This is a genomic window from Brucella cytisi (assembly GCF_038433355.1).
In the GTDB taxonomy this organism is placed as follows: Bacteria; Pseudomonadota; Alphaproteobacteria; order Rhizobiales; family Rhizobiaceae; genus Brucella; species Brucella cytisi.
Window position 1 is genome coordinate 37,882 of the sequence record NZ_JBCAUP010000018.1, and the last position, 25,735, is coordinate 63,616.

The window sequence follows — 25,735 nt, forward strand, 5'->3', positions numbered from 1 at the left end:
TAGGTGCTGCTTCAGATGGCGGGCGCAATGACTGTCAAAAGAATGTCGAGATTGCACCCGCCTATTGTTGTCACGCTCCCCGATGTCCGGTGCGGAAGCCGTGTGCTTTCGCCTGCCAAGCCGCGACAAGCGCGATCATGATCATGGGGAGCAGCGTAAGCGGCAACCAGTCAGGCCCGGTCCCATTGATGAGCAACCCGCCGAGAAATCCGCCACCTGCGACGGCGAGGTTGAAGATGGTAACGAGGATGGATTGCGCAACATCGGCATGTTCACCGGCGGAATCCGCCAGTGCTGTTTGCAGCAGAGTCGGTGCGCCACCAAAGGTCAGTCCCCAGATCGCCACACCGGACAGCACGAGGATTGGGGAGGCATGCGAGATCGCCAACAGCAGCGATGCCGCGGCGAAGGTGGCGAGACTGAGTAGCGTGAGACCGCGCAGGTGACGATCGACCAGAACGCCAGTTCCCCAGATGCCGGCGACGGATGCCATGCCGAAGACGAGCAGGATGATGTCGATCCGCAGACCGGTATTTGTCGTGCCGATGAACGACGCAATGTAGGTGTAGAGAGTGTTGTGGGCGAGAATCCATGCAAACAACACCAGCAACACCGGGCGGACGCCCGGGATGGTGAAGATCCGGCCAACAGACAGGCGTTGATGTTGCACCTGTCCGGGGAAGTCGGGCACGCCCAGCCGCACCCAGGCGAGCAAGAGTAGGGCGATCGCAGACATCATCCAGAACACTGCGCGCCAGTCGAATAACCCTCCCAGCCAGGCCCCGAGCGGAACACCAAGGGAAAGTGCGATAGGTTGACCGACACCGACAATTGCCAGCGCGCGACCTTGCAGATGGGGCGGCGCAAGACGTCGCGCATAACCTGCGACAAGGCCCCATATTACACCTGCCGCCATGCCGGCGATGAAACGGGCCACAAGCGTCAGGCCGTAATGCACCGAGATGGCAGTAAGCGTGTTGAAAATCAACAGCCCCGCGATTGCGAGCAGGAACAGGGGACGCCGGTTCCAGCTTCGTGTCGCCGCAATAACCGGAATCGCGGCCACGACCGAGCCTAGCGCGTAGAGCGTCACGGTCTGCCCGGCCATTGCTTCGGAAACCCCAAGACCATCGCCGATTTGCGGCAACAGGCCGGCAGGCATGTTCTCGGTCATGATGGCGAGAAAGCCCGCCAGCGTGAAAGCAAGCAATTGGCCGATCAGAAGGTGCTCCGGCGTGGCTTCGCTTTCGGGCGCTATGCCTTGTATGTTTTCAGAAAGTGTCATTGGATCTTCCGTCAGGCGAGAATAGATGCGGCGATGTCCTTGTCGCCATGCCCGGCCCTGACGACACGTTCAAAGCGCGCAAGCCCTGCCTCGGCCAGGTCGGCGCGAACGCCGGCTCCCTTGAGCGTGTCAACGACCAGCCGTGCGTCTTTCACCCCGTTCTCGACCGAGAAGCTGGTGGAGAAATCGCCCTTGAGCATCGCCGCTCCCTTGCCCTGAAAATAGCCGCTGTCCAGCGGGCCAGCCGTCACCGCTTCGATTATCAGTGCGGGATCGACGCCAAGCGCGCGGGCTATGGCGAGCGTTTCGGCCGTGCCGTGGGTCAGTGCGAAAACATAGGCATTGAGGGCGAGCTTCAGCCGACTGCTTGTGCCGGTTTTCTCGGAAACCCATAAGGTGCGTTGGCCGATTGCGTCGAAAACGGATTGGGCGGTGTGGCGTTTCTCCTCCGGCCCGGACGCGAGGATGACCAGCTTGCCTTGCTCGGCAGGCTGACGGGTTCCCTGTACTGGTGCGTCAAAGAGGACCAAGTCATTTTCGGCAGAAAAGCTCGCCATCTTGTCGATTGCTTCTGCACCGACCGTGCTGAGCTGAAGCCAGATTATGCCCTTTGACATGCCTGGCAATGCCGCTGCCATTGCCTCTGTCACGGCGGGACCATCCTTCAAAACGGTCACGACGATTTCCGCGCCGCGCACAGCATCGGCAGCATTCAGAAACGGCACCACGCCATCAGCAACCAATGCACTCGCCTTTTCAGCCGAACGGTTCCATGCTCGAACCGCAAAACCTTTCCGGGCCAGATTGCGTGCAACGGCGGCGCCAATGATACCAGTGCCAAGAACGGCAACGGGAAGAGCGATTGAATTGTCTGCCATAAGATTCTCCTTTGGCTTGATTTTTATGTAACGATCGTTCCATAATGAGTCAAAAAAATAGAACGCTCAGGTTAATACCGTCAGCGTCTGGTCGATAATACCGGTGAGTTTGGGCCGATCTTCAGGGCGGAAGGTCTTGGCGAGTACCCTCAAACCCTGCACGGCATTAAAGACGAATAGTGCGAGGGTAGCGGCATCGGCTTCAGGACGAATTTCTCCAGCGATTTGTCCGCGCTGGATCACCTGTTCAATGCCGCGCGTCAGAATATCGAAGTTCTGCCGCACGAGGTCGGCCACACGTGGATCGCGCCCTGCCATTTCGATGGCGGTATTGGTAGCGAGGCACCCCCGCTTTGCTGGCAAGCCCAGATCGGCATCGACGATATCCACCATCAACTCACGCAGTCGATCCATGGGGGATCCGTCTTGCCGCAGCTTGTCGACGTGAGCTTGCGCACGCATGCGGTAGCGTGTCAGGGCCTGCTCAAACAGACCAATCTTGTTGGTATATGCAGCATAGAGGCTTCCGCGACCAAGCCCAGTCGCATCAACGAGATTCTGCGCGGAAGTGCCCTCGTAACCGTTACGCCAGAAGGTCTCCATTACCGCGTCCAGAACGCGCTCTTCGTCAAACTCTCTCAAGCGGGCCATACACATCCAACTCCATTATGGAATGTTCATACCATAATGGAGTTGGCAGTTTTGTCAACTGGTGGTACGAACGGTCATATTCCCAAACATTGTTGTTGTTCCAACTGCCACTACACCGGTCCACCCTGTACTATACCACTGACCTCGCGGCCGAGCCGGTCGCCATGGGACCTGCGTGAACTCATGGCTTCGCTCCATTGCAGCGAACTTGCCGCTTGATAGCTGGACAGTACCGGTGAACTTGCCACTGAGGTCTTGCCATCGGTTGCGGTGCGGAACGGCAGGTACTTCGTCGCGGCCAGCGTCGGTTAAATAGATTCCCCGCGTCGCCCGATCAAACAGTCTTACCCCATGCTCTTCTCAAGAACCTTCAGCATCTGACTGACGGCTCCCGGTGTCACGCACAATTCCTGTACGGCTAGGTTGACCGACAGGTGACGGGCAGCGGCGTCGAACGCCTTGAGAGAGGGACGTCGACGGTATCCTTAGCCCCCACGCTAAATTAACGACTATTGGGTTGGGATATACCCAAAGCGCACCGACAGGGACCTACCGCCTGTCCTCGGGCAACGGGGGTGGGTTGACAGGTTCACGAAAGGTTCGTTGCAGTTGGCCCCAGGCGGGATCATGCATATGGTTCTGCAAGCCAGCACGCTTCACCAGCGCGCGGGCTTCCGCTTCGCCGAAAGCCAGCGCTTCATGCATATTGGCGGTTAGCACCTTGCCGTCCTCCATAAGAATTTTCCCGTCCACGATCACGGTATCCACATCGCTCCCCAGTACCTGATGGATCAGACGGTGAACCGGCATCCAGTTGGGTGTCAGATGGGGTTTTCGCATATCGATAATGGCGACATCGGCTTTCTTGCCCTTTTCGAGAGAACCGATCTCGTGATCCATGCCAATCGCGCGCGCGGCATCGATGGTGATCATTTCGAAGACCTTGCCCGGTGGGAGGATATAGCGGTCATGATTGTGCAGGATATGCTGCGTCGACTGGGCAATGCGTGCGATCTGCAGCATGTCAAAATGGCGGCTGGGAGCGGCGCCGTCCGAAGTAATGGCGACTGGTACCCCGCGGGCCATCATCTGCATAATCGGCGTCGACCGGCCGGGCGGAGCATGGGTGACATGCGTACCTGTTTCAGCGAGAATATCTATTTCCTCATGTGAAATGCCCCAGCAATGCTGGAGGTGAACGTCAGGTCCGAGCAGCGCATTCTCTTTGTCTTGCCACGCCATGCGGATCTGTCCAGCAAAGGCATCGGAGTGAATGCGGACACCCCATTTGCTCGCGGTTTCGCGAATGCGCCTTGCCTGCATCCGGTCATCCTTGGTCAGGGTTACGGCGAAATCCGGCGTCGAGGCATTCGACGGCTCAACTGAGGGTACAATGGTGAATGGCGTCAGAAAGACCTTTATGCGTCCATCGGCAGTTCCGTTCAGACTTTCGATAACAGCCTCGGCCCCCTCGATCATTTCCTCGAAGGAAACGCTGTGTCGCTCTGGTTTGCCGCTTTCCCAGCGTGTAACCGATTGCGGCCATGGCAGGCCGGCAGGGCCCACACAGATGATCTCCCGCAAGCCGAGTTCGGAATAAGCGCGGGCATGATTGATTGCGAACGCCGGATCGTCGCTACGCGGCATGGAGGTGATAATGCTGGCAGACGTCGTTACGCCAGCACATAATCTTTCAAGGCCGGAAACAAGACCATCCGCGTACCAGTAGTCGCGTGTGACATAGTGATAGTAGGTTGGCGTGACGATCCGCATCCACAGCGAGTTGGTGTCTGCACCGATGCTGCGGATCAAGGCATGACCTGCGTGCCCGTGAGCGTCAATCAGCCCCGGGATTATCAGTTTTCCCGTACAGTCGATTACTTTCTTCCCGGCATGTCGGGTATGGAGTTCCCCTGCAGTACCGATATCAACGATTCTGTCGTTTTCGATCGCCAGACCACCGTCGTCAATGATCCGCCGGGTGCTGTCGACTGTCACGATCGTCCCGTGAAGCAGCAAGAACCCATCCATTCACTTTCCCCTTATCTTTTGGTTTCGGTGCACGTTTCCTGCCTCGAAAGTTGTTTTTTGGTGTTGATGTTCTGAAGCATAATTGCCAACAATATCGTTGACAATAATAAAACGGATTATGATACTGCTGAAAAATCCGGACGAACGGATCTTATCGTTACTCATGAAGGGAAGAGCATGACGCGTCTCAACAGGTTTCTCATATCGGCGCTGACCGCCGCGGCTATCGCTGCTCCACTCGCGGTTTCATCGGCAGGCGCTGCGACATTACGCTGGGGCAGCCGAGCGGACATTTACTCCCTTGATCCGGATTCGGTTCCTTCGACGTCCAATCTCGCGTTTCTGAACCATATTTACGAGGGCCTGATCCGCTACGGTCCGAATTTCGAGATTGAACCGGCGCTTGCCACTAAATGGGAGCTTGTCGACAACAAGTACTGGCGCTTCACATTGCGCAAAGGCGTGAAATTCCACAACGGTGCAGACTTCACTGCTGACGATGTGGTCGCCTCGATGAACCGTGTATCGGATCCGACTTCGCCTCTGCGCGGTAATATTCCGCTTTATGTCGGGGTCAAGAAAGTCGACGATTTCACTGTCGATATCGAAGTTTCGGCGCCAACCGCATTGTTCCTCAACGACATGACCAATATCTTCATGTTCAATGCAAAATGGCTCAAGGACAACAATGCCGAAAAGCCGACCGATATCGCCTCCAAAACCGAAAACTATGCCACTCACAACACCAACGGTACTGGTCCGTTCAAGCTGGACAGCCGTGTTCCGGATTCGAAAACGGTTCTCGTGATCAACAATCAGTGGTGGGATGAGAAGAAGCATAATCTCGATCGTATCGAGTATGTTCCAATCTCCTCTGCTGCAACCCGCGTTGCCGCACTGCTATCGAACGAAATAGATCTGGTTGATTCCGCTCCCATTCAGGATCTTCCAAGGCTGGAATCCTCACCGGGTATCAAGGTGAGCAAGCGCACGGAGCTGCGCACGGTCTTCATCGGTTTCAACGGCAAGGAAAAGCTTGAGGATGGGCGTCCAAACCCGTTCCTGGATGTTCGCGTCCGTCAGGCTGTGGAAGCGAGTATCGACCGAGATCTCATCAACAAGAAGATCATGCGGGCTCTGGCACGGCCTTCCGGTTCTCTCATCGCACCTGAAATCGCTGGCTATGCCAAGTCCCTCGACGTCTATCAGCCGGCCGATCCCAAGCTTGCACAAAAGCTGCTGGAAGAAGCAGGGCAGAAGGGGCTGGCCTTCACCTATCTGTGTATGAATGACGAGAGCATCAACGAGGAAGATATCTGCTCAGGCATTGCAAACATGCTGAAGCGCGCCGGCTTCGAGCCAACCATCGATATGGGGCCGCGTGCAGTGCAGCAGCCGAAGCGTACCAACGGCAAGGCTGATATGTTCAATCTGAGCTGGGCCAACGAGCCGACCCTTGATGCCTATTCGTTGCTTTCTCAGGTGCTCTCGACACGCAGCGGTTCGACCGGTGTTTCCAACTATGGCGGGTGGTCCTACCCAGAACTCGATGCACTCGTGACAAAAGCCGCCCAGGAGCCGGACACCGCCAAACGCCTCGCTCTGGAAGAGGAAGCGCTGAAGATTGCCAAGGACAAGGCGATCCTGATCCCGCTCCATCAGCAGCCTATTGCCTGGGGCATGCTCGATAAGGTCCAAAGCGTGGACTTTCGTGCTGACAATAAGCCGCGCCACTGGCGCACGATGATGGCCGAATAAGATAAGCCGTTAGATAATATGGAAAAAAGCGTTTCATCTCGATGAAACGCTTTTTTAGTATCCAGACCACAGGAACATCGTTCGATGCAAACTAACATCTCCAGTCAACCCGTTTTGGATCAGCTGGCTCTCGGCAGGAGATCAGAAGGACTGACCCTTCTAACTGCGGAATGGGTGCTTGCATGGCGCGACGAGAGGCATTGGCTCATTCCCAATGGCGAGATCGTCTTCGAAGACAATCAGGTGCTCTATGCCGGACCACATTTCGAGGGACAGGTGGCACGACGTATCGATTTCGGCAAAGCAATGATAAGTCCTGGTTTGATCGACATCGACGCATTGTCCGATCTTGATACTTATTTGCTGGTGCATGACAATCAGCCGGCATGGGCGAAAGGGCGTATCTGGCCGCGTTCCTATGTAGAGCGCGGACCTTACGAAATGTATTCGGAAGAGGAGCTGGCATTCCAGAAGCGGTTCGGTTTTGGCCTTCTTCTGTTGAATGGCATTACCTCCGCCGCCCCTATCGCCTCGCTCTATTACCGCGAATGGGCGGAAACCGTAACTGAGTTCGAAGCCGCCGCGCAGGCAGCAGGCGATCTCGGTCTGCGGGTTTTTCTCGGTCCCGCCTATCGTTCCGGTGGCATGATACTGGAGGCACCGGGGCGCATCGAGCCGATGTTCAACGAAGAGCGCGGGCTCCAGGGTCTAGCCGACGCTATCGATTTCATCGAGCGCAACCACGGGCGCCATGGCGGCCTGATCAATGGATTGCTTGCCCCTGACCGTATCGAAACCTGCACGCTGCCCTTGTTGCAGCGCACCATGGCAGCGGCATGCGATCTCGACTGCCGGGTCAGAATTCATATGGCCCAGGGTAAGCTGGAACTCGATACAATGCACAGGTTGCATGGCGTTTCGGGGCCGCAATGGCTGGCCGACAACGGCCTCATGAGCGAACGACTTTACGCGCCGCACGGTACCTATGCCTCGATGCAGGATCTGCAGCTCTATGCCCGGCACGGTGTGTCCATTGCGCATTCACCGCTGGTTTCGGCGCGGATGGGCAGCATCCTGCATTCCTTTGCTTCTTGCCGCAAACTAGGCATCAATATCGGCATGGCCACCGACACGGCGCCACCAGATATGTTCATGAATATGCTCGTCGGATTGATTGCCTGCCGTATCGGCGAAAAAGCGTCGGACGCGGTTTGGTCGAAAGACCTGTTCGATGCGGCGACGTTGGGCGGGGCAAAAGCGCTCGGACGTCAGGATATCGGAAGGCTCTGTGCAGGCGCAAAGGCGGATATTGCTGTTTTTCGTCTTGACGACATCCATATGACGCCAAGTGTCGATCCAATTACGACGCTGGTCATTGGCGGTTCCGGCAAGGTCACAAAGGCGGTTTTTGTCGATGGGCGCTTGTCCATGCTGGATGGCAGAGTGGCTGGAATCGACATGGTAGCTGCGCGGGAGCGGGCGCAGCGGCAGTTTGACGGGCTGATCACCAAATATCCTGACAGGAGCTGGCAACATCCGCAGGTCGAAGAGATATTTTCGCCAAGTTACCCGGTATGGAGGTCTGATTGAAGCGAAGCCCTTCATTGGACGCCTTTGTCGACATATAAGACGCGCAAATATAATAATATTGTCAACAATCGCGTTGACAACTTTTGACTAATGGACATACTGTCGTTCGTGGCCAAGAAAACAGCCGAAAAGGCGGGGCCATGTTGCAGGGAGGAAATCACACTCAACTTGTAGCGCGCCGTAAGGGCGCGAATGGCCGAAATCACCGCGTGGGCGATGATAAAGGCGAACTGAAAACAGACCCCGAAAAGGGGCGCGAATTTCCAGAAGCGGAGCAAATCAATGTTGAAAAGACTGGGCCTTGCGGCCACCATGCTGGCCAGCCTGACTTTGTCAGGCCATGCCGAAACGCTGAAATGGGGGGCATCGCGCGATATCTATTCGCTTGATCCATATTCCTACGGCGACAGCTATACGCTGTCTTTCCTCAATCATGTCTATGAAGGTTTGGTGCGTTACGACGCGGAATTGAAGATCGAGCCTGCTCTTGCCGAATCCTGGGAGAATGTTTCGGATACGGTATGGCGTTTTCACCTGCGCAAAGGCGTAAAATTCCACGATGGTGCCGAGTTCAATGCTGATGACGTACTCGCTTCGTTGAAGCGTGTAAGCGATCCGGTCTCGCCGCTACGTGGAAACCTTCCTGCTTACAAGTCCTCCCAGAAAGTAGACGATTATACTGTCGATATCGAGTTGAGCGGCCCCTATCCACTGCTTCTCAACGATCTGACCAATATCCATATCTTTGATGCCGGCTGGTTGAAAAACAACAATTCGGAAAAGCCTACGGATGTCGGCGCGAAGATCGAGGGATATGCAACCTACAACACCAACGGCACAGGTCCGTTCAAACTTGAAAGCCGTGTGCCGGATTCCAAAACTATTCTTGTGAAGAACCCGGGCTGGTGGGACAAGTCGCAGTCCAACATTGATCGGATCGAATTTACGCCCATTACATCTGCTGCGACGCGCGTAGCGGCATTACTCTCCGGTGAAGTCAACTTTACGGAGAATGCGCCGTCGCAGGATCTTCCGCGTTTACAGGCCCAGCCGGATCTCAATGTGATGGAACGCACGGACCTGCGCACTGTAATGGTTGGGTTTAACCGGAAGTCGCAACTCGCTAATGGCTCGGAGAACAAGTTCAACGATTTGCGCGTGCGCCAGGCTTTCGCTCATGCGCTCGACCGTGATCTGATCCAGAAGCGCATAATGCGCGGCAAGTCGCGTACCGCCGGGGCCGTGGTTGCGCCGGAAATTCCAGGTTATACGCCGGAGCTGGACACCACGCTCAAATACGATCCTGAGCTCTCGAAGAAGCTTCTCGCAGAGGCTGGCGCCACTGATTTTCCATTCACACTGGTGTGCACGACCGACGCTTATGTGAACGAGGAAGAGCTTTGCCAGGGCATGGTAAACATGCTGAGCCGCGGCGGATTCAAGCCGCAGCTGGACATAGCGCCGACTGCTGCGCAAGCGCCAAAACGCACAGGTGGTAAGGCTGACGTCTATCTGATCGGCTGGGCGACTGAGCCCATGCTAGACAGCTATTCTATCCTTCTCCAGATGATCGAGACCAAGACAGCCAATGCAGGTGTCTTCAACTGGGGCGGATGGAGCTATCCGGACATCGACAAGCTTGTCGTACAGGCATCGACCGAGATGGATCGCACCAAACGTCTCGCGCTGCAAACCGAAGCGCTGAAAATGGTGAAAGACGAACTTGTGATGCTGCCTCTGCACCAGCAACCAATGGCATGGGTCATGTCGAAGAAGATCGACAAGATCGTGCAATTACCGGACAACAAGCCGCGTCATTGGCTGACGCACTTTGCACAGTAAATCAATCATGATGCTCCGGGGGGCAGTTGTCCCCCGGAACGCCCTGTTGTTACCGAGGGATTTCTATGCTGGTTTTTATCATTAAGCGCCTGGCAAACGCTGTCATGGTGATGTTGGCCGTCGCTTTGCTTGCCTTTCTGATTTTCCGGCTGGCTGGCGACCCTGTCGAGATGATGGCCAACGAGCAGATGACGCAGGCTGACCGCGATAATCTGCGTGAGCGTCTTGGCCTCAACGATGGCCTGATGACGCAGTATACCCGTTTTGTGGTCAATGCAGCACAAGGCAATTTTGGCATTTCCTATCGCAACGGCCAGGACGTGTTGAATCTCATCGGTGAACGCTTTCCAGCAACACTTGAACTGGTTCTCGTCGCCACCCTGATCTCGCTGCTGGTTGGCCTGCCATTAGGGGTGCTGACCGCGATCAAACGAGGCAAATGGTATACGGAGGGTCTGCAGTTCCTCTCCATTGTCGGCGTATCGCTGCCGAGCTTTGTGGTCGGTATTCTGTTGATCCTCGTTTTTTCGGTGTCACTTGGATGGTTTCCTGCATTCGGGCGCGGTGATGTGGTCCAGCTCGGGTGGTGGTCAACAGGGCTTCTGACCCCTTCGGGCCGTGCCGCAATCCTCCTGCCGTCAATCGCGCTTTCGCTGTATCAGGTCACTCTTGTCATGCGGCTCGTGCGTGCCGAAATGCTGGAAGTGCTTCGTTCGGATTATGTGAAATTTGCCCGGGCTCGCGGCATTCCGCGCTGGCGCATTTATTTCAGGCACGCACTGCGTAATTGCCTGATGCCGGTCGTGACCATGACTGCCATGAATGTCGGTTCGTTGATTGCCTTCGCACTGATCACCGAAACCGTGTTTCAGTGGCCGGGTATGGGCATGTTGTTCATCCAGGCTGTCACCTTCCTCGATATTCCTGTGATGGCGGCTTATCTCTGCATCATTTCCTTCATCTTTGTCGTGCTCAACACGCTGGTGGATATTGCCTACGCGGTAATCGATCCCCGCTTGCGCACTGCACGCTGATAAAACGGGAGTCCATATCGATGAGCACCCAAACCTCACAAGCCACCTCTGTCGAGAGACAGTCACTTTTCCAGCGCTTCCGTAAAAGCGATCTCTGGTGGTCCTTCACGCACAGCAAGACGGCTATGTTCAGTGCCGCGCTTCTCGCAATCCTGATCCTCACGGCTCTTTTCGCGCCACTGATCGCACCGCAGAATCCCTACGACGGTGCAGCGCTCGATATGTGGAAAGCTGAACTGCCACCGCTATGGGAGGAGGGCGGTGAATGGCCATATCTTCTTGGTACCGATACTCAGGGTCGAGATATGTTGTCCGCCATTCTGTATGGCACGCGCATTTCAATCGTCATCGGCATTGCTTCGGTGGTTCTCTCACTTGTGATCGGTATGAGTGCGGGATTGGTTTCAGGCTATTTCGGTGGCTTTATCGACAATCTACTGATGCGTTTCGGCGATATCACTCTCTCAATCCCGACCATTCTGGTCGCCATTCTGGTGTCCACGGTCGTGCGGCAGATGCTACCGGTCAGCCTGCGCGAAATTGGCGCTTCTGCAGTTCTTATTCTGGCGATCGCACTTTCGGCATGGGTTCAATATGCTCGTACAGTGCGCGCGCAAGCCATTGTTGAGACCGGCAAGGATTACGTGTCGGCGGCGCGATTGATCGGTGTGCCGGCACGGCGCATCATGGCCAAGCACATTCTTCCCAATACACTGACCCCGATCATGGTTGCGGCAACGCTCAACTTCGGCATGGCCATCCTTACTGAAGCAACGCTATCGTTCCTCGGTATTGGCATGCCGCCAAGCCAGCCATCGCTTGGAACATTGATCCGCATCGGCAACCAGTTCCTGTTCTCCGGTTCATGGTGGATCGTGCTTTTCCCTGTCATTCAGCTCTGCCTGCTGGTCGTGGCCGTGAACATGCTCGGCGACTGGCTGCGCGATGCTCTTAATCCGAAATTGAGGTGAGTTTTATGAACAATCTTTTGCTCCGCAACGTACGCCCGATGGCAGGTGAAACCTGCGATGTAATGATCAGGGACGGAAAGATTGCCGGTTTCGGGCAGTTCGAGGCAGAGCCTGGTATGGCTGTGGAAGATGGCGGCAACGCCATCGTCGCGCCCGGGCTGATAGATGCGCATACTCATCTCGACAAGACCACGTGGGGCATGCCCTGGCATGTCAACAATCGTGCCGCGGTTCTGCGCGAGCGTATCGATTTCGAACGCGAGAACCGGCTGGAGATCGGCCTTGATCCGCACCGCCAATCGATGCGCCACGCCATTGGCCTTGCTGCGCATGGCGGCACGCATATTCGTAGTCATGTCGATATCGATCCGACCCATGGCCTGTCGCTGGTCGAAGGCGTTTGGGAGACGCGGGAAAAGCTCAAGGGTATCATCGATATCGAAATTGTCGCTTTTCCCCAGTCGGGTCTGATGGTCATGCCGGGCACGAAAGAACTGCTCGACGAGGCGCTCCGTCAGGGATGCGAGGTTCTGGGCGGGATTGATCCATGCGGCATCGACCGCGACCCGAAAGGCCAGCTCGATATTCTGTTCGCTCTTGCAACCAAGTATGACGTGCCGATCGATATCCATCTGCACGAAACGGGTGATCTTGGTGCTTTCACGATGGAACTTATTTTTGAGCGTATCCGTGCCAACGGCATGGAAGGCAAGGTAGCGATCAGTCACGCTTTCGCGCTTGGCATGAACGACTATCTGCGTGTCGGTCAACTGATGGAACAGCTCGCTATCCTTGATGTTGCCATCCTGACCACCGGCGCACCGTCGGCCACGGTACCATCGATCAGACGGCTCAAGGAAGCAGGCGTTCGCATTGGTGGCGGTTGTGACGGTATCCGTGACACCTGGGGGCCGTGGGGCCAGCCGGACATGCTTGATCGCGCGAAGGTCATCGGCATGAAAAACGGCGTGCGCTCGGATCATGATCTGGAACATGTTCTGCATATTGTTTCCCAAGGCGGTGCAGATGTGTTGCGTCTGGAGAATTACGGACTGAGTGTTGGCTGCAATGCCGATTTCACACTTCTTACCGGTGAGACGCTGGCTCATGCGGTGGTGGATGTGGCCCCACGTCCGTTGGTCGTCAAGGGCGGTCGCGTCACGGCCCGTCAGGGCGTTGCTGTGGTGGAGATGCCGTGATGAACAAAATACTAGACGCCCTTCCAGTTGGTCGTCGACCGGAAGGACGCACACTTATCACCGCCAGCTGGGTGGTCGGACACAAGGATGGTGGCCACCGGCTTCTGAAGAACGGTGAGGTCGTCTTCGACAATGGCGAGATACTGTTTGTCGGTCATGATTTCGCTGGCGAAGTGGCCCGCCGCATTGATTTCGGCAATGCATTGATCAGTCCTGGATTGATCGATCTTGATGCGCTTTCAGACCTCGATACGACGATCCTTGGCATCGATCATCATCCCGGCTGGGCGAAGGGCCGCGTTTGGCCGCGCTCCTATGTTGATGCAGGGCCATACGAGATGTACACGCAAGAGGAACTGGCCTTTCAGAAGCGATTTGCTTTCGGCCAGCTATTGTTGAACGGTATCACCACTGCCGCTCCGATTGCCTCGCTGTTTTACCGCGAATGGGGCGAAACGGTCGCCGAGTTCGACGCCGCTGCCGAAGCTGCAGGCGTTCTCGGTCTGCGTGTCTATCTCAGTCCCGCCTACCGTTCGGGCGGGATGGTGCTTGAAGCACCGGGCAGGATGGTGCCTGTCTTCGATGAGGAGCGCGGCCTCCAGGGACTGAGGGACGCGGTAGCCTATATCGAGCACCAGAATGGTCGTCATGGCGATCTGGTACGCGGTATGTTGGCGCCGGATCGCGTTGAAACCTCCACTCTCAAGCTGATCCAGAACACCGATGCTGCAGCGCGCGACCTTGGCTGCAAATTCCGCCTCCACATGGCACAAGGTGCGATGGAGGTTGACACTGTGCGTATGCTGCACGGTTCTACCGCGCCGGTCTGGCTTGCCAAAAATGGCCTGCTGAGTGATCGACTTATTGCTCCACACGCTACCAATGCCACCGAAGAAGACCTCGGGCTCTATGGCGAAAACGGTGTTTCCATCGTCCATTGCCCGCTGGTCTCAGGCCGAGGCGGTTCGATCCTGAAATCATTCTCGGATTGCCGCAAGCGCGGGATCAATATTGCTATGGGCACGGACACGACGCCGCCTGACATGCTGATGAACATGCTGGTCGGCCTCATCACCGGTCGCGTTGCCGATGGCGCGCCGGACTGCTTGCGCGCAGCCGACCTGTTCGACGCAGCGACGATCGGCGGCGCACGAGCGTTAGGCCGTCCAGACCTCGGTCACCTGTCGCCGGGTGCGCGGGCAGATATTGCCGTCTTCCGTCTCGACGATACGTTCATGGCACCATCTATCGACCCAATCACAACGATAGTAACCGGTGGCTCAGGCAAGATTACACAGGCGGTCTTTGTCGATGGGCGGGTTTCCATGATGGACCGCAAGCTGACCGGGTTCGATATGGAGAGGGCGCGGGATCAGGCACAAATCCAGTATGACCGCCTCATCGCCAAATACCCCGAGCGGAGCTGGAATAACCCTCCGGTCGCTGAAATCTTCCCGCCGAGCTATCCGATTGAAGGGCCGACAGAGGAAAACGCAAATGGTTGACACACAGGAACCAGTCGTTGATGTCCGTAACCTCCGCGTGGATTTTCCTGGCCGTCGCGGTACAGTAACGGCGTTGTCGGATGTCAGCCTGTCGATCCGCCCAGGTGAAATTCTGGGCGTCGTTGGTGAATCCGGTGCCGGAAAGTCGATGACCGGTCTCGCTATACAGGGGTTGCTTGAGCGACCTGGCCATATCGCTGGTGGCGAAGTCTGGCTTGGTAAGCAACGGATCGATACGCTTGATGATCGCGCTATGGAAAAAATTCGCGGGCGTGAAATCGGCGCCATTTTCCAGGATCCGCTTACTTCGCTCAATCCGCTATTCACGGTGGGAGCGCAGCTTGTCGAAACCATTCGGCGGCATCTTGGTCTCGGCCGTGTGGATGCACGTGCGCGCGCTGTGCAGCTGTTGCGGGACGTGGGCATTCCCTCCCCAGAAGAGCGGGTCAACCAGTATCCTCACCAGTTCTCGGGCGGTATGCGCCAGCGTGTGGTAATCGCGCTCGCGCTCGCTGCGTCGCCGAAACTGGTCATCGCCGACGAGCCCACCACTGCGCTGGACGTGTCGATCCAGGCGCAGATCATCTCGCTCCTGCGCAAGCTGTGCAAGGAAAAGCAGACTGCGGTCATGCTCGTTACCCACGACATGGGTGTGATTGCCGAAGCTGCCGATCGAATTGCAGTCATGTACGCCGGAAGGCTGATCGAAATCGGGCCGGTGGAGCAGGTGCTGCACCAGCCACGTCATCCCTATACGCAGGGACTGATGTCTTCCATTCCGTCGCTTGGTGCACGGGTTGAGAAGCTCAACCAGATTGATGGCTCAATGCCGCGCCTTGATGCGATACCCGATGGCTGCGCCTTCAACCCACGCTGCAAGGCAGCGGGACCGCGTTGTCTGCGCGAGCGCCCGGAACTCATATTTTCCGACCAGACCGCTAGTGCATGCTGGCTGAATGCAGGAGGCACCGCATGACAAAACCTTTGGAAAAAGCCCCAGCGTTGACTGTTGATCGGCTTGTCAAAACTTTTGATGTGTCTGCTCCCTGGCTAAACCGGGTGGTAGAGCGCAAGCCCAGGCAATATCTACAGGCCGTGAATGATATCAGTTTTACGGTGCCGGCAGGTGGCTGTCTCAGCATTGTGGGCGAAAGCGGTTGCGGGAAATCCACGGTGGCGCGGCTTGTCACCGGGCTGCACCATGCGACAAGTGGCGAAATGCGATTTGCTCCGGGTAAGAGCGGTGCTCCCTTGTCGGCGCAGATGATTTTTCAGGATCCATATGCCTCACTCAATCCGCGCTGGCGTGTGAAGAACATCATCGCCGAACCGCTGCGTGAGTTGAAGCTGCGCAGCAGTGCTGCCGAAGTGACCGAACGTGTGGAAGAACTTCTGCTTACTGTTGGACTCTCTCCGTCGGATGGCGAGAAGTTCCCGCACGAGTTTTCGGGTGGACAGCGCCAGCGTATCTCAATTGCCCGCGCACTTGCGAGCGAACCGGAGTTTCTTGTATGCGACGAACCTACTTCGGCGCTTGACGTATCAGTGCAGGCGCAGGTTCTCAATCTGATGCGTCGGCTGCAGGACGAGCTGGGTCTGACCTATCTGTTCATCAGTCACGATATGAGCGTCGTTCGCCATATGTCGGACCGTATCGCGGTGATGTATCTGGGCCGCATTGTGGAAGAAGGCGATACGGAAGAGCTTTTTGCCCAGCCGCGTCATCCCTACACACAGCTTTTGCTGCAGACGATCCCTAACATCGAATCGCCAAACCGTAATCGCGAACCTGCGAGTGGCGAAGTGCCAAGTCCGCTCAAACCACCTTCCGGCTGTACCTTTCATCCGCGCTGCCCGTTTGCCGTGGAGCGCTGTTCGAAGGAAGTGCCGGCGATGCAGTTATTGCCAAACCGTACCCGCGTCGCCTGTCACCTGGTCGAAACGGAGGCTTGAAGAAGAAAACGAGCAAAGAAGCTGGTATTCAACTTCTTTGCTTCACGCCAATGCTGCTCGCAGATCGTGGGAAAGATCGCGTATCTCGCTCAGGTCCAGTTCGGATTCCACATGTTCCAGATGATGCGCCATAAGATGCACGGCCTTCTGCACTTCTTTCGCCGAAATCGCTTCCACGATCTCGGCATGTTCGTCGGGCCCGCAATTGAACCGGGTAGTATTTCGATAAATGGCCGTGATAAGCGAGGTGCGGGCAATAAGATCCCGCATCGTTGTGAACAGGAAATCGGAACCCGTCAGTTCCGCCAGCAAAAGATGGAAGCCGCCCGAAAGCTTGATGATGTCGGTGGTGCTATCTTCGGCGTTTGCAACTCGTTCCTGATTGACGTGATCGCGAAGCCTTTTCACGCTGTCCTTCAGCATCGAAGTGCAGAGCCGCTCTACAATGCACCGCTCCACAGCTTGTCGAACGAAGAAAACATCACGCGCCTCTTCGACAGACGGCTTGCTGACGAAGGCACCACGATTGGGAATGATGGTCACAAGGCCATCACGTTCAAGGACCGTCAGTGCCTGACGGATACGAGCGCGACTGACATGAAAAATCGACGCCAGTTGTTCTTCCTTGAGTTGTACACCAGGGCGCAATCGCCGTTCAGCGATCGAAAGCCAAACCCTTTCAACTATCTGCTCGACCGACATTGCGGCTGGTGCGTTCATGTGTGGTTTCTCCTTGCTGACGCAGACAATCGTCATACGGGTGAAAAAGTCAACTCGTGGATTTAATTGCTTGCAGAATTGTCGACAATATGAAAGATTATTGTAGATGATGATATCAACGTCTGGGCTGCCCATGGAATTTGATTTCGAAGCGATTGAACCGCAAAGCCGTTATAGACTGCTGACGAATTTCATTGGTCCGCGTCCGATTGCGCTTGTGACGACCCGATCCGAAGCCGGGCATAACAATGCTGCGCCGATGAGCTTTTTCAATGTGTTTTCTCATGATCCAGCTATCGTCGTTTTGGGTATTCAGCCGCGTCTGACAGGGGAGCAGAAGGACACGATGGTCAACATTCGTCGGTCCGGTGAGTTCGCCATCAGCATGGTGGATATGGCTTTGTCTCAACAGATGCTGATTTGCGGGCTTGGTTTCGACAGCGAGGTGGATGAGCTCCAAGTTGCAGGATTGAGCCCCGTTCCGTGTCGCAAGATCGACGTCGCTTATCCTCAGGAGGCACCATGCGTTTTCGAGTGTCGGGTCGAACGTCTGATTGATTACCCACGTCGGACTCTGGTTCTGGGTGAGGTGGTACAGATGCACGTCCGTCGCAATTGTCTTGATGCCGAGGGTCATTATGTGGACCCGGAATCTTATCAGCCAATAGCCCGGCTTCACGCCGACAACTATGTGACATCAGACCGCCAGTTCGTTTTGAAAGCTCCACCTATTGGCGATTTCAAGAAGCCGAAACAGTAGGTCAAAAGCCAGGCAACAGAGAATACCAATATGCATATTCATCTCATCAATCCCAATTCCACGGCATCCATGACGGCGCAGGCGCTTGAGAGCGCTTTGCTGGTCAAGCATGATCATACGCATATCTCCGCCGCCAACCCGACCGATACCCCGGTCAGTATTGAAGGTGGAGCGGATGAGGCGATGGCCGTGCCCGGAATGCTGGCAGAAATCCGAAAAGGCGAGGTTCTGGGTGTGGATGCCTATGTCATTGCCTGCTTTGACGATCCGGGCTTGCATGCCGCGCGCGAAGTGGCGAGAGGTCCAGTGATTGGCATCTGCCAGGCCGCGATACAGGTGGCGATGACTATCAGCCGCCGCTTTTCGGTGATAACGACTCTTCCGCGCTCTGTGGCGATCATCGAGGATCTTGTGAGTGACTACGGTGCCGATCATCACTGCCGCAAGGTGCGCGCGATCGACCTTCCGGTACTTGCCCTCGAGGAAGATTCGTATAAAGCCGAACAGTTGTTACTGAGAGAAATTGAACGCGCGAAGGCGGAGGACGGAGCAGAATCCATCGTGCTGGGTTGCGCAGGAATGTCGTCATTGTGTGAACGCCTGAAGGAAGCGACTGGTGTGCCAGTGATCGACGGCGTAACAGCTGCGGTCAAAATAGCGGAAGCGCTGGTTGGCGCCGGATATGCCACCTCCAAGGTGAATAGCTATGACTATCCTCGGGTCAAAAGCACGACCCGTTGTACGGTTGTCACCCAAGAGGCATAACGCCCAATAATTGTTGACAATATTGTCCTCCTTGCGAGCTGTGATGGTTGACTTTTCTTGTCGCGTCAAGCTTGGTGAAATGGAAGGGGAGTATAGCTCATGGCGGAGCAAACGGGTGCATCGACACAGCAGATTGTTGAGAAAGTCTGGCTGTCTATTGCAGAGCGGCGTCTTCGTCCGGGCGTACAGCTCAAGGAAGAGCAGATGGCGGAGATTTTCAATGTCAGCCGCGCTCGTATTCGACAAGCACTTGCCGCCCTCAAACGGGAGGGACTTGTAGATATTCTTCCCAATCGCGGTGCATTCGTCTGTAAGCCCACCGTTGGTGAAGCTCGGGATGTGTTCTTTGTACGCAGGACAGTTGAGCGTTGCGTCGTGGAGCGCCTTTGTCGGTCAGCAACACGTACCGATTTTAAGCGGCTAAGCGATCACGTTGCCAAAGAACGGGTTGCCAATACGAAAAATATCACGACCGACATTATCAAATTGTCCGGTGGTTTTCATCTTCTTCTGGCTGAGCTGGCATTGTCGGATTTTCTATTCACAATGATGCGTGATCTTGTGTCCCGGACGTCGCTTATCACCGCGGTCTATCGCAAGGCAGACTATTTCAATTGCGGACCAGACGAACACGCCGAGATCGTGGATGCCATATTGCAAAAGAATGTAACGAGTGCTGTTAGTCTGATGGCGCATCATCTCGACCATGTGGAAACTCAGCTAGATCTTCGCGAAGTTAATGAATATTCGTATGATTTGAGCACTATGCTTGCTTAGTTTGCTGCGGCGACAGGGGTTCATTCCGAAAACAATGATTTGTAATGAGGTTTGAACTCTCTACCGTCCAGCATACGCCTATAATGAGAGAATGACAGGGATACTGGCTTCCTCGAGTATGCCGGACAAGATCGGGGCTGGCATTTCATTTGTTATGAGCGCGGTGATGTCGTGAACTGAACCAAGCTTCACCATGGCACGTTTGCCAAACTTCGAGCTATCCACTGCGAGCAATTTGTGTGCAGCTTGTCCAAGTGCTGCTGACACGACGGCTACTTCCGTATGGTCGCCGTCATCATTGATGCCGCTCACGGAAATGATTGCATAGTCGAACTTGAAACGCCGAATGAATTCCGGTGTGTCTTCCTGAAACATTCCTCCATCGATCGGCCGTACAAACCCGCTTGGGACTGCCAGGGTGAAATCTGTTTTCTCACTGATAATGGCGGCCGATCGCAGGCTATTTTATTTCCTTTAGAGGGGTTATTGGACTTTATTTCAATAATTGCCTCGCATGTTCGTCAATCTACAGAATTTATTTCCCAGAAACGAAACCCAAATGACGAAGATGAATGGCTTGTGCTCGGATCGTGGTTATATCAAATTAAACTTGACTATTATAATCATATATAAGATGTGGAGCAGGCGTGCTGCCAGAGCAGTGACGCACCGGTTCGTCACCCCCATTTAACTGGCTTCGAGCAATGTGGAATTTGCACCGTCTCTTCCAAAACCATGCCCGGGAGTTGAACCGGTTCTTCCGACGCCGGGGGCACAATGCGGAAACAGCTTCCGATCTGACGCAGGACACATTCGTCCGGGTGCTGTCTGCAGCGCCACAGGCAGACAGCAATCCGCGCGCCTATCTGCATCAGATCGCGCGCAATCTGTCGACCGACCTCTATCGGCGCGAACGGCTATTCCAGCGGTCCGATCTCGCCGAAGGCGAATGGCAGCGGCTTGCCGATAATACGCCAACGCCTGAAGCCGTCGTCTATGACCGGCAGCGTCTGGCGCTTATCGAAAGTGCGCTTCTGGAACTACCAGAAAAGACGCGAAAAGCCTTCGAGATGCATCGTCTCGACGAGAAGACAATTGCGGAGGTTGCATCGGAGCTTGATCTTTCAGTGTCGCGGACTTGGATGCTCATCAAGCGCGCCTATCTGCACCTGCGTGCGCGGCTGAAGGAAGACTCGTCTTTTTGATTGCTGTGCTTCCATCGACAGGTGAAAATTTCCTCCGCCCGTCCGTTTCACCAATTATAGAAAGATTGCTTCGGTTTGCAGTGTCGCGAGGAGCCGTTCGTTCATGAATGAAAAAGTGTCGAAAAGCGAAAGGCTGTTCGAGGAAGCGCTCGACCTTGTCATCCGCATGCAGGACGACCCCGGCAATCCTGTCGCGCATGAACTTGTTGCCCGCTGGCGTGCCCGCAGCCCCGATCATGAAACTGCCTGGTGCGAGGCAATGGAAATTCACGGAATGGCCGGAATGGTCATGCAGGCGAAACGCAGCGGCGTGGCGGGCAGGGCGATGTCACGGCGCTCGGTTCTATTGGGCGGTATGACTGGTCTGACGGTGATTGGCGCGGGCGCACTGCTAGGGCCGCAGTTGGTCCTGCAAGCACGCGCTGATTATGTGACAGCCACCGCCGAGTTGCGTCGGGTCACGCTCAGGGACGGATCGGAGGTGACGCTCGGGGCTGACAGCGCAATCCGATCTCGTTTCGGTGACCGGTATCGCCGCGTGGAGCTTATGTCCGGCATGGCCTTCTTCGATGTCGCACCCGATGCGGCGCGGCCATTCCAGGTGACGACAGGCGATCTGGTGGCTACGGCGCTGGGAACAGCATTTGAGGTCAGCAACGATGCGGGTTACCTCGCCGTTTCCGTCGATCATGGTGCGGTGGATGTGAGGGTTCAGGCGGCAGGCATGGCCGCGCAGCCGCCAGTTAGCGCAGGCGAATGGATGTCATTCGACCCTTGCAAATCCAGTTTCGAGCGCGGTGTCCGCGATGTCAGCCAGATCGCGGCATGGCGGGACGGGCTGCTGGTGGCGGATCGTGACAGCATCGCCTCGGTCGTTGCCCGTATCGCGCGCTGGAAATGGGGCCGCGTCGTACTGGCCCAGTCGGATTTCGGCGCAGAGCGCATCTCTGGCGTGTTCGATCTCAGCCAGCCACTGTCGGCGCTGGAAGCCGTGGTCGAACCCTATGGTGGTAAGGTCCGCCAGATAACACCCTGGCTCACGATTGTTTCCAGCATCTGATTTCCCTCTTTTTTTGATGGCGGGGGAGAAAATTACGCGCGTCCGTCCGTTTCAGACATCAGGGCCGGAAGTTAGCTGCTGCCATACGACTGCCCATTTCCATAAATGGCGGATTGGAGTGGTTGAGCTATGGGGCTTGATGTCAATAATTGGGTTGAGCGGCAGTTCGGACGGCAATTTGGAATCGGTATTCTGACGACGGCGCTTCTGGGATCGACCTGTGCCGTCGCACTCGCATTGGCGGCAAGTGTCGCCGCGCAGGCCCAGACCGCGAGGGAGACCGCGTTCAACATACCCGCCGGGTCCCTCTCGGGCGCGCTTGCCACCTTCGGCAAGCAGGCGGGTTTGCAGGTCACCTATCTGCCGGAGCTAGCTTCTGCCAAGCGCTCTGCCGGCGTTTCCGGCACGATGACATCGAAACAGGCACTGACAAGGCTTCTGTCGGGATCGGGCATTTCCTATCGGTTCACCGGCAGCGGAACGGTTGCGCTTTCTGGCCAGACAGTCGGGGGACAGGCGCCGCTCGATGTGGGCGGGACGACGCTTCTCGACACGATCACGGTAACGAGTGGCGGGGGCATCGCCGCGCAGGATGCGCCTTACGAAACACCGGCGGCCACTTCGCACATTTCGGCTGAGACCATCGAGCGGTTCAGGGGTTCCAGCCCTGCCGATATTTTCCGCGGAACGCCGGGCGTGATGTCGGGCGAGGCGCGCAATGGTGCAGGCGCGGTTGATGTCAATATTCGCGGCATGCAGGGCTTTGGACGCGTTGCCACCACGATTGATGGCGCGGAAAACGGCATCACCGTCTATCAAGGGTATCAGGGTCTTTCCAACCGTACCTATATCGATCCCGATTTTATCGGCGGCATCGATCAGAGCAAGGGATCGGATGCCGCGTCGCGCGGCATTGCCGGTAGCGTCGCCATCCGTACATTGAATGCGGACGATATCGTCAAGCCGGGCGACACCTGGGGCATCCGGGTGAAGGGCGAATATGCCGGAAATTCCTCGACGCCGCATGGTGGCGCCAAGGGCGGTTATCAATGGCCCTATTCCCCGAGGGACAATCCGGTGGCCATTCCTGCCGGCGATGGCCTGGACAGGCCGTCCCTTCTTTCGCCAACTGCCGGTTCAGGCAGCATTGTCGCAGCCATGAAGGAGGAGAACTACGACCTCTTTGCGGGCTATGCCTATCGCAAGCGCGGCAATTATCATGCGGGCAAGCACGGCCCATCGGCTAAACCCGTGAATGTCGGGCCGCGAAGGGTGTGCAACACTTCGGGAACATGGTGCGAAAACTGGCCGTCCTATGTCGAAAACGGCGGCCTCACGAATTATCGCGCCGGGGAAGAGGTGCTGAACACCCAGCTCCAGACCGAATCCTATCTGACCAAGGGGACGTTCCGCTTCGACGGCGGCCACGAGCTTCAGCTCGGCTATACCGGTTTTCGCAGCGAAGCAGGTGATCTTCTAGCCTCGCGCTTCACTGACGAACGCAGCCAGCCGGTACAGCAGGAGCAGACATCGGGCGCAAAGCTCGATACGGGCACGCTGCGCTATCGCTGGAATCCGGACGACAACGATCTGATCGACATGAAGGCCAATCTCTGGCTGACCAAGCTCGAAATGCGCAATCCGCGGCGGGGCTCACCGATCCCGACTTCGGAATCCGTTGGCCTTCCTTCCGGTTACAGGACCGGTGCTGATACCGTTATGTGGGGAGGCGACATATCCAATACGTCAAGTTTCGATCTGAGCCGCTACGGTTCGGTCGACCTTACCTATGGTGCTTCCTATCTTAACGAGGATACCAAGCCGAGCGGCTATACCGATCTGCTGGAAGGCTGGCTGAAACTTCCGAACGTCTCCCGTGAAGAAGCTGCCGTCTATACCAAGTTGGGCTATAAGCCGGTGGACTGGCTGACACTGAATGCGGGCCTGCGTTATTCGCATTACTCCTCGCATAACCGGGGCGAGAGCTCCAATGTGGAAGAGGAGCCGAGCGATCGTTCGCAAGGCGGGATAAGCCCGACGGCGGGCGTCGTGGTCGAGCCTTTCGACGGCGCGCAGCTCTACGTCAACTATTCCAATGCGCTGCGTTTCCCGAGCACGGTCGAATCCATGGGTGTTTTCACCGTGATCCAGCCGGACCTTGCTCCCGAACGGGGCAATAACTGGGATATCGGCGCAAATCTCAAGCGGAACGATGTTTTCCAGAGCGATGATACGCTCATGATGAAGCTCGGTTACTTCAACTGGGACATCAAGAACTATATTTCCCGCGAGTGGTGGAGCAGCCCTCTCGGTTATTCCAGCATGCGGATTCACAATATCGACCGGGCCCGCTTTTCAGGTCTTGAATTCTCGAGCCGGTACGAAGCCGGAGGTTTCACCGCCGATCTGTCGGCCAACTATTATCTCGATGTGGAGTTTTGCCGCACGGCAGATACATGCGGAAACAAGTCGCTTTATGGAGACTATGCGACCAACCATGTTCCGCCGAAATATTCCGTCGATCTGACACTGTCGCAGAAAATGCTGGAAGACAGGCTGACACTTGGCGGGCGCGTTTCCTATATAGGTCCGCGTGCCATCGGCCATGGTGATGTGACGGCGACGGGCGCCAGCGAATTCATCTCGCAGACGCGATGGAAGCCTTATGCGCTGGTGGATGTTTTTGCCGAGTACAAGGTTTCCGACAGCCTGACCGCGACAGCTCGCATCGAAAATCTGACGGATCAGTATTATGTCGATCCGCTGGGGCTGGTGAACCAGCCCGGACCGGGCCGCACTTTCTATGCAGGCCTGACGAGCACGTTCGGCGGTGACCAGAAACTGCCGCAACTATCGCCCTTCTCCCGCTGGCAGGGCACTGCTCCGGGCGTCGACTGGACCGGGTTCTATGCCGGTATCCATACCGGCATGTCATCGGGGCGGACATGGGGCACCACCACGGCGCTCAACGGTAGCGCCGACCCCATTTCCGCCTCTGAATCGGCAGATCGCGGCTTCGGTACCACACCGCTCTATGGCGTTCAGGCCGGTTACAACTACCAGCTCGGCAACCGGGTCGTGCTCGGCATAGAAGCCGATGTCAGCAAGACACGTATGCGTGGTTCGCAGACGGCCATGATGCAGGAGGAATGGCTTCAGCCGATCAATGACGTGGCGGGCATCCAGTCAGTGACCCATTACGACATTGACTGGACTGGTTCGGTTCGGGGCCGTCTCGGCTATGCGCTCGACAATCGCTGGCTCGTCTACGGTACTGCAGGCGTTGCCTTCCTGCATGAAAGACAGACCCGCGATCAATATCGCTACACGCAGGACATGATGGGCCAGAAAGACACGGCCATGTTTGCCGTCGACCAGTCCTCGGGAACGCGCGCTGGCCTGACGGTCGGCGGCGGCGTGGAATACGCGATCAACGACCGCTGGTCGGTAAAGGCGGACTACACCTACAGCCGGTTTGGAAACCGCAGCTTCAATTTCGAAAACGGACGCGCGGGAACCAGCGGCAATTACACCATGACCGAGCAGGTCGGGACGGAGATCGTGCCGCCGGAGCCATTCATCTGCGAAATCCTCGGGGGGAAATTCTGCGAGCCGAGCGAGCGCCCGATTTACGAAACCGTCGAACATCAGGGAAGTTCCGGTGTCGTGAATGGACGCAAGGCATCGAACTCTCTCGATACGCACACCGTGAAGGTTGGTCTCAATTTCCACTTTTAGGCTGAAATGCGGA

At 56.3% G+C, this 25,735-nt stretch carries 22 protein-coding genes and 1 pseudogene; 15 read left to right on the top strand and 8 right to left on the bottom strand.

Going from position 1 to position 25,735, the window contains the following annotated elements:
* Nucleotides 1-70: 70 nt before the first annotated feature.
* The 6 genes and pseudogenes from AAE521_RS17340 to AAE521_RS17360 form a co-directional block, all read right to left on the bottom strand.
* Nucleotides 71-1,285 (bottom strand): MFS transporter, encoded by a 1,215-nt coding sequence (locus tag AAE521_RS17340; protein ID WP_342061998.1) that lies wholly within the window; start codon nt 1,283-1,285, stop codon nt 71-73.
* Between the two features lie 11 nt (nt 1,286-1,296).
* Nucleotides 1,297-2,163, bottom strand: a complete 867-nt coding sequence (locus tag AAE521_RS17345) for an NAD(P)-dependent oxidoreductase (protein ID WP_342061999.1) — start codon at nt 2,161-2,163, stop codon at nt 1,297-1,299.
* 66 nt (nt 2,164-2,229) lie between these two features.
* Nucleotides 2,230-2,814, bottom strand: a complete 585-nt coding sequence (locus tag AAE521_RS17350; protein WP_342062000.1) for a TetR/AcrR family transcriptional regulator — start codon at nt 2,812-2,814, stop codon at nt 2,230-2,232.
* A 110-nt stretch (nt 2,815-2,924) separates the two neighbouring features.
* Nucleotides 2,925-3,116 (bottom strand): annotated as a pseudogene (locus AAE521_RS17355) (DUF3363 domain-containing protein); the annotation flags it as partial.
* Between the two features lie 42 nt (nt 3,117-3,158).
* Nucleotides 3,159-3,248, bottom strand: a complete 90-nt coding sequence (locus AAE521_RS26770) for a hypothetical protein (protein WP_374864952.1) — start codon at nt 3,246-3,248, stop codon at nt 3,159-3,161.
* Between the two features lie 115 nt (nt 3,249-3,363).
* Complete coding sequence (locus AAE521_RS17360; protein ID WP_342062001.1) at nt 3,364-4,845, bottom strand: amidohydrolase family protein; 1,482 nt, start codon at nt 4,843-4,845, stop codon at nt 3,364-3,366.
* A 177-nt stretch (nt 4,846-5,022) separates the two neighbouring features.
* Between AAE521_RS17360 and AAE521_RS17365 the strand changes: the two genes are divergently transcribed.
* The 9 genes from AAE521_RS17365 to AAE521_RS17405 all read left to right on the top strand — a co-directional run bounded on the left by AAE521_RS17365 (nt 5,023) and on the right by AAE521_RS17405 (nt 16,697).
* Nucleotides 5,023-6,603, top strand: a complete 1,581-nt coding sequence (locus AAE521_RS17365) for an ABC transporter substrate-binding protein (protein WP_342062002.1) — start codon at nt 5,023-5,025, stop codon at nt 6,601-6,603.
* An 84-nt stretch (nt 6,604-6,687) separates the two neighbouring features.
* A complete protein-coding gene (locus AAE521_RS17370) occupies nt 6,688-8,193 on the top strand; it encodes an amidohydrolase family protein (protein ID WP_342062003.1) in 1,506 nt (501 codons plus the stop codon).
* A 282-nt stretch (nt 8,194-8,475) separates the two neighbouring features.
* On the top strand, nt 8,476-10,035 hold the full coding sequence (locus AAE521_RS17375; RefSeq protein WP_342062004.1) for an ABC transporter substrate-binding protein: 1,560 nt from the start codon (nt 8,476-8,478) through the stop codon (nt 10,033-10,035).
* Nucleotides 10,036-10,100: 65 nt separating this feature from the next.
* Entirely contained in the window at nt 10,101-11,069 is a 969-nt protein-coding gene (locus AAE521_RS17380) for an ABC transporter permease (protein ID WP_071632720.1), read from the top strand.
* Nucleotides 11,070-11,089: 20 nt separating this feature from the next.
* A complete protein-coding gene (locus AAE521_RS17385) occupies nt 11,090-12,040 on the top strand; it encodes an ABC transporter permease (RefSeq protein ID WP_342062005.1) in 951 nt (316 codons plus the stop codon).
* Nucleotides 12,041-12,045: 5 nt separating this feature from the next.
* Nucleotides 12,046-13,239: an amidohydrolase family protein gene (locus tag AAE521_RS17390; RefSeq protein WP_342062006.1), complete on the top strand. Its 1,194-nt coding sequence runs from the start codon at nt 12,046-12,048 to the stop codon at nt 13,237-13,239.
* Nucleotides 13,239-14,744: an amidohydrolase family protein gene (locus AAE521_RS17395; protein ID WP_342062007.1), complete on the top strand. Its 1,506-nt coding sequence runs from the start codon at nt 13,239-13,241 to the stop codon at nt 14,742-14,744. The genes AAE521_RS17390 and AAE521_RS17395 overlap by 1 nt, the downstream gene beginning before the upstream one ends.
* On the top strand, nt 14,737-15,720 hold the full coding sequence (locus tag AAE521_RS17400; protein ID WP_071632716.1) for an ABC transporter ATP-binding protein: 984 nt from the start codon (nt 14,737-14,739) through the stop codon (nt 15,718-15,720). Before AAE521_RS17395 ends, AAE521_RS17400 begins: the two co-directional genes overlap by 8 nt.
* Entirely contained in the window at nt 15,717-16,697 is a 981-nt protein-coding gene (locus AAE521_RS17405; protein WP_342062008.1) for an ABC transporter ATP-binding protein, read from the top strand. Before AAE521_RS17400 ends, AAE521_RS17405 begins: the two co-directional genes overlap by 4 nt.
* Nucleotides 16,698-16,739: 42 nt before the next feature.
* On the opposite strand, the gene AAE521_RS17410 is transcribed toward AAE521_RS17405, so the two are convergent.
* Nucleotides 16,740-17,417, bottom strand: a complete 678-nt coding sequence (locus AAE521_RS17410) for a GntR family transcriptional regulator (protein WP_342062009.1) — start codon at nt 17,415-17,417, stop codon at nt 16,740-16,742.
* Nucleotides 17,418-17,550: 133 nt separating this feature from the next.
* Here AAE521_RS17410 and AAE521_RS17415 point away from each other — a divergent pair, with 133 nt between their 5' ends.
* From AAE521_RS17415 to AAE521_RS17425, 3 genes are all read left to right on the top strand, one after another.
* Nucleotides 17,551-18,177, top strand: coding sequence for a flavin reductase family protein (locus tag AAE521_RS17415; protein ID WP_342062010.1), 627 nt, complete (start codon nt 17,551-17,553; stop codon nt 18,175-18,177).
* A gap of 30 nt (nt 18,178-18,207) precedes the next feature.
* Nucleotides 18,208-18,942 (top strand): aspartate/glutamate racemase family protein, encoded by a 735-nt coding sequence (locus AAE521_RS17420; protein WP_342062011.1) that lies wholly within the window; start codon nt 18,208-18,210, stop codon nt 18,940-18,942.
* A gap of 99 nt (nt 18,943-19,041) precedes the next feature.
* Nucleotides 19,042-19,719: a GntR family transcriptional regulator gene (locus AAE521_RS17425; protein WP_342062012.1), complete on the top strand. Its 678-nt coding sequence runs from the start codon at nt 19,042-19,044 to the stop codon at nt 19,717-19,719.
* Between the two features lie 78 nt (nt 19,720-19,797).
* On the opposite strand, the gene AAE521_RS17430 is transcribed toward AAE521_RS17425, so the two are convergent.
* Entirely contained in the window at nt 19,798-20,178 is a 381-nt protein-coding gene (locus tag AAE521_RS17430; RefSeq protein WP_342062044.1) for a DeoR/GlpR family DNA-binding transcription regulator, read from the bottom strand.
* 245 nt (nt 20,179-20,423) lie between these two features.
* On the opposite strand from AAE521_RS17430, the gene AAE521_RS17435 reads away from it, so the two are divergent.
* The 3 genes from AAE521_RS17435 to AAE521_RS17445 all read left to right on the top strand — a co-directional run bounded on the left by AAE521_RS17435 (nt 20,424) and on the right by AAE521_RS17445 (nt 25,722).
* Nucleotides 20,424-20,924, top strand: a complete 501-nt coding sequence (locus AAE521_RS17435; protein ID WP_342062013.1) for an RNA polymerase sigma factor — start codon at nt 20,424-20,426, stop codon at nt 20,922-20,924.
* 103 nt (nt 20,925-21,027) lie between these two features.
* On the top strand, nt 21,028-21,984 hold the full coding sequence (locus AAE521_RS17440; RefSeq protein ID WP_342062014.1) for a FecR family protein: 957 nt from the start codon (nt 21,028-21,030) through the stop codon (nt 21,982-21,984).
* Between the two features lie 129 nt (nt 21,985-22,113).
* Nucleotides 22,114-25,722, top strand: a complete 3,609-nt coding sequence (locus AAE521_RS17445; RefSeq protein ID WP_342062015.1) for a TonB-dependent receptor domain-containing protein — start codon at nt 22,114-22,116, stop codon at nt 25,720-25,722.
* Nucleotides 25,723-25,735: the final 13 nt, after the last annotated feature.

What these genes read in the sequence shown, in the direction of transcription:
- AAE521_RS17340 (WP_342061998.1), bottom strand. Translation starts at nt 1,285, where the DNA reads ATGACACTTTCTGAAAACATACAAGGCATAGCGCCCGAAAGCGAAGCC.
- AAE521_RS17345 (WP_342061999.1), bottom strand. Translation starts at nt 2,163, where the DNA reads ATGGCAGACAATTCAATCGCTCTTCCCGTTGCCGTTCTTGGCACTGGT.
- AAE521_RS17350 (WP_342062000.1), bottom strand. Translation starts at nt 2,814, where the DNA reads ATGGCCCGCTTGAGAGAGTTTGACGAAGAGCGCGTTCTGGACGCGGTA.
- AAE521_RS17360 (WP_342062001.1), bottom strand. Translation starts at nt 4,845, where the DNA reads ATGGATGGGTTCTTGCTGCTTCACGGGACGATCGTGACAGTCGACAGC.
- AAE521_RS17365 (WP_342062002.1), top strand. Translation starts at nt 5,023, where the DNA reads ATGACGCGTCTCAACAGGTTTCTCATATCGGCGCTGACCGCCGCGGCT.
- AAE521_RS17370 (WP_342062003.1), top strand. Translation starts at nt 6,688, where the DNA reads ATGCAAACTAACATCTCCAGTCAACCCGTTTTGGATCAGCTGGCTCTC.
- AAE521_RS17375 (WP_342062004.1), top strand. Translation starts at nt 8,476, where the DNA reads ATGTTGAAAAGACTGGGCCTTGCGGCCACCATGCTGGCCAGCCTGACT.
- AAE521_RS17380 (WP_071632720.1), top strand. Translation starts at nt 10,101, where the DNA reads ATGCTGGTTTTTATCATTAAGCGCCTGGCAAACGCTGTCATGGTGATG.
- AAE521_RS17385 (WP_342062005.1), top strand. Translation starts at nt 11,090, where the DNA reads ATGAGCACCCAAACCTCACAAGCCACCTCTGTCGAGAGACAGTCACTT.
- AAE521_RS17390 (WP_342062006.1), top strand. Translation starts at nt 12,046, where the DNA reads ATGAACAATCTTTTGCTCCGCAACGTACGCCCGATGGCAGGTGAAACC.
- AAE521_RS17395 (WP_342062007.1), top strand. Translation starts at nt 13,239, where the DNA reads ATGAACAAAATACTAGACGCCCTTCCAGTTGGTCGTCGACCGGAAGGA.
- AAE521_RS17400 (WP_071632716.1), top strand. Translation starts at nt 14,737, where the DNA reads ATGGTTGACACACAGGAACCAGTCGTTGATGTCCGTAACCTCCGCGTG.
- AAE521_RS17405 (WP_342062008.1), top strand. Translation starts at nt 15,717, where the DNA reads ATGACAAAACCTTTGGAAAAAGCCCCAGCGTTGACTGTTGATCGGCTT.
- AAE521_RS17410 (WP_342062009.1), bottom strand. Translation starts at nt 17,417, where the DNA reads ATGAACGCACCAGCCGCAATGTCGGTCGAGCAGATAGTTGAAAGGGTT.
- AAE521_RS17415 (WP_342062010.1), top strand. Translation starts at nt 17,551, where the DNA reads ATGGAATTTGATTTCGAAGCGATTGAACCGCAAAGCCGTTATAGACTG.
- AAE521_RS17420 (WP_342062011.1), top strand. Translation starts at nt 18,208, where the DNA reads ATGCATATTCATCTCATCAATCCCAATTCCACGGCATCCATGACGGCG.
- AAE521_RS17425 (WP_342062012.1), top strand. Translation starts at nt 19,042, where the DNA reads ATGGCGGAGCAAACGGGTGCATCGACACAGCAGATTGTTGAGAAAGTC.
- AAE521_RS17435 (WP_342062013.1), top strand. Translation starts at nt 20,424, where the DNA reads ATGTGGAATTTGCACCGTCTCTTCCAAAACCATGCCCGGGAGTTGAAC.
- AAE521_RS17440 (WP_342062014.1), top strand. Translation starts at nt 21,028, where the DNA reads ATGAATGAAAAAGTGTCGAAAAGCGAAAGGCTGTTCGAGGAAGCGCTC.
- AAE521_RS17445 (WP_342062015.1), top strand. Translation starts at nt 22,114, where the DNA reads ATGGGGCTTGATGTCAATAATTGGGTTGAGCGGCAGTTCGGACGGCAA.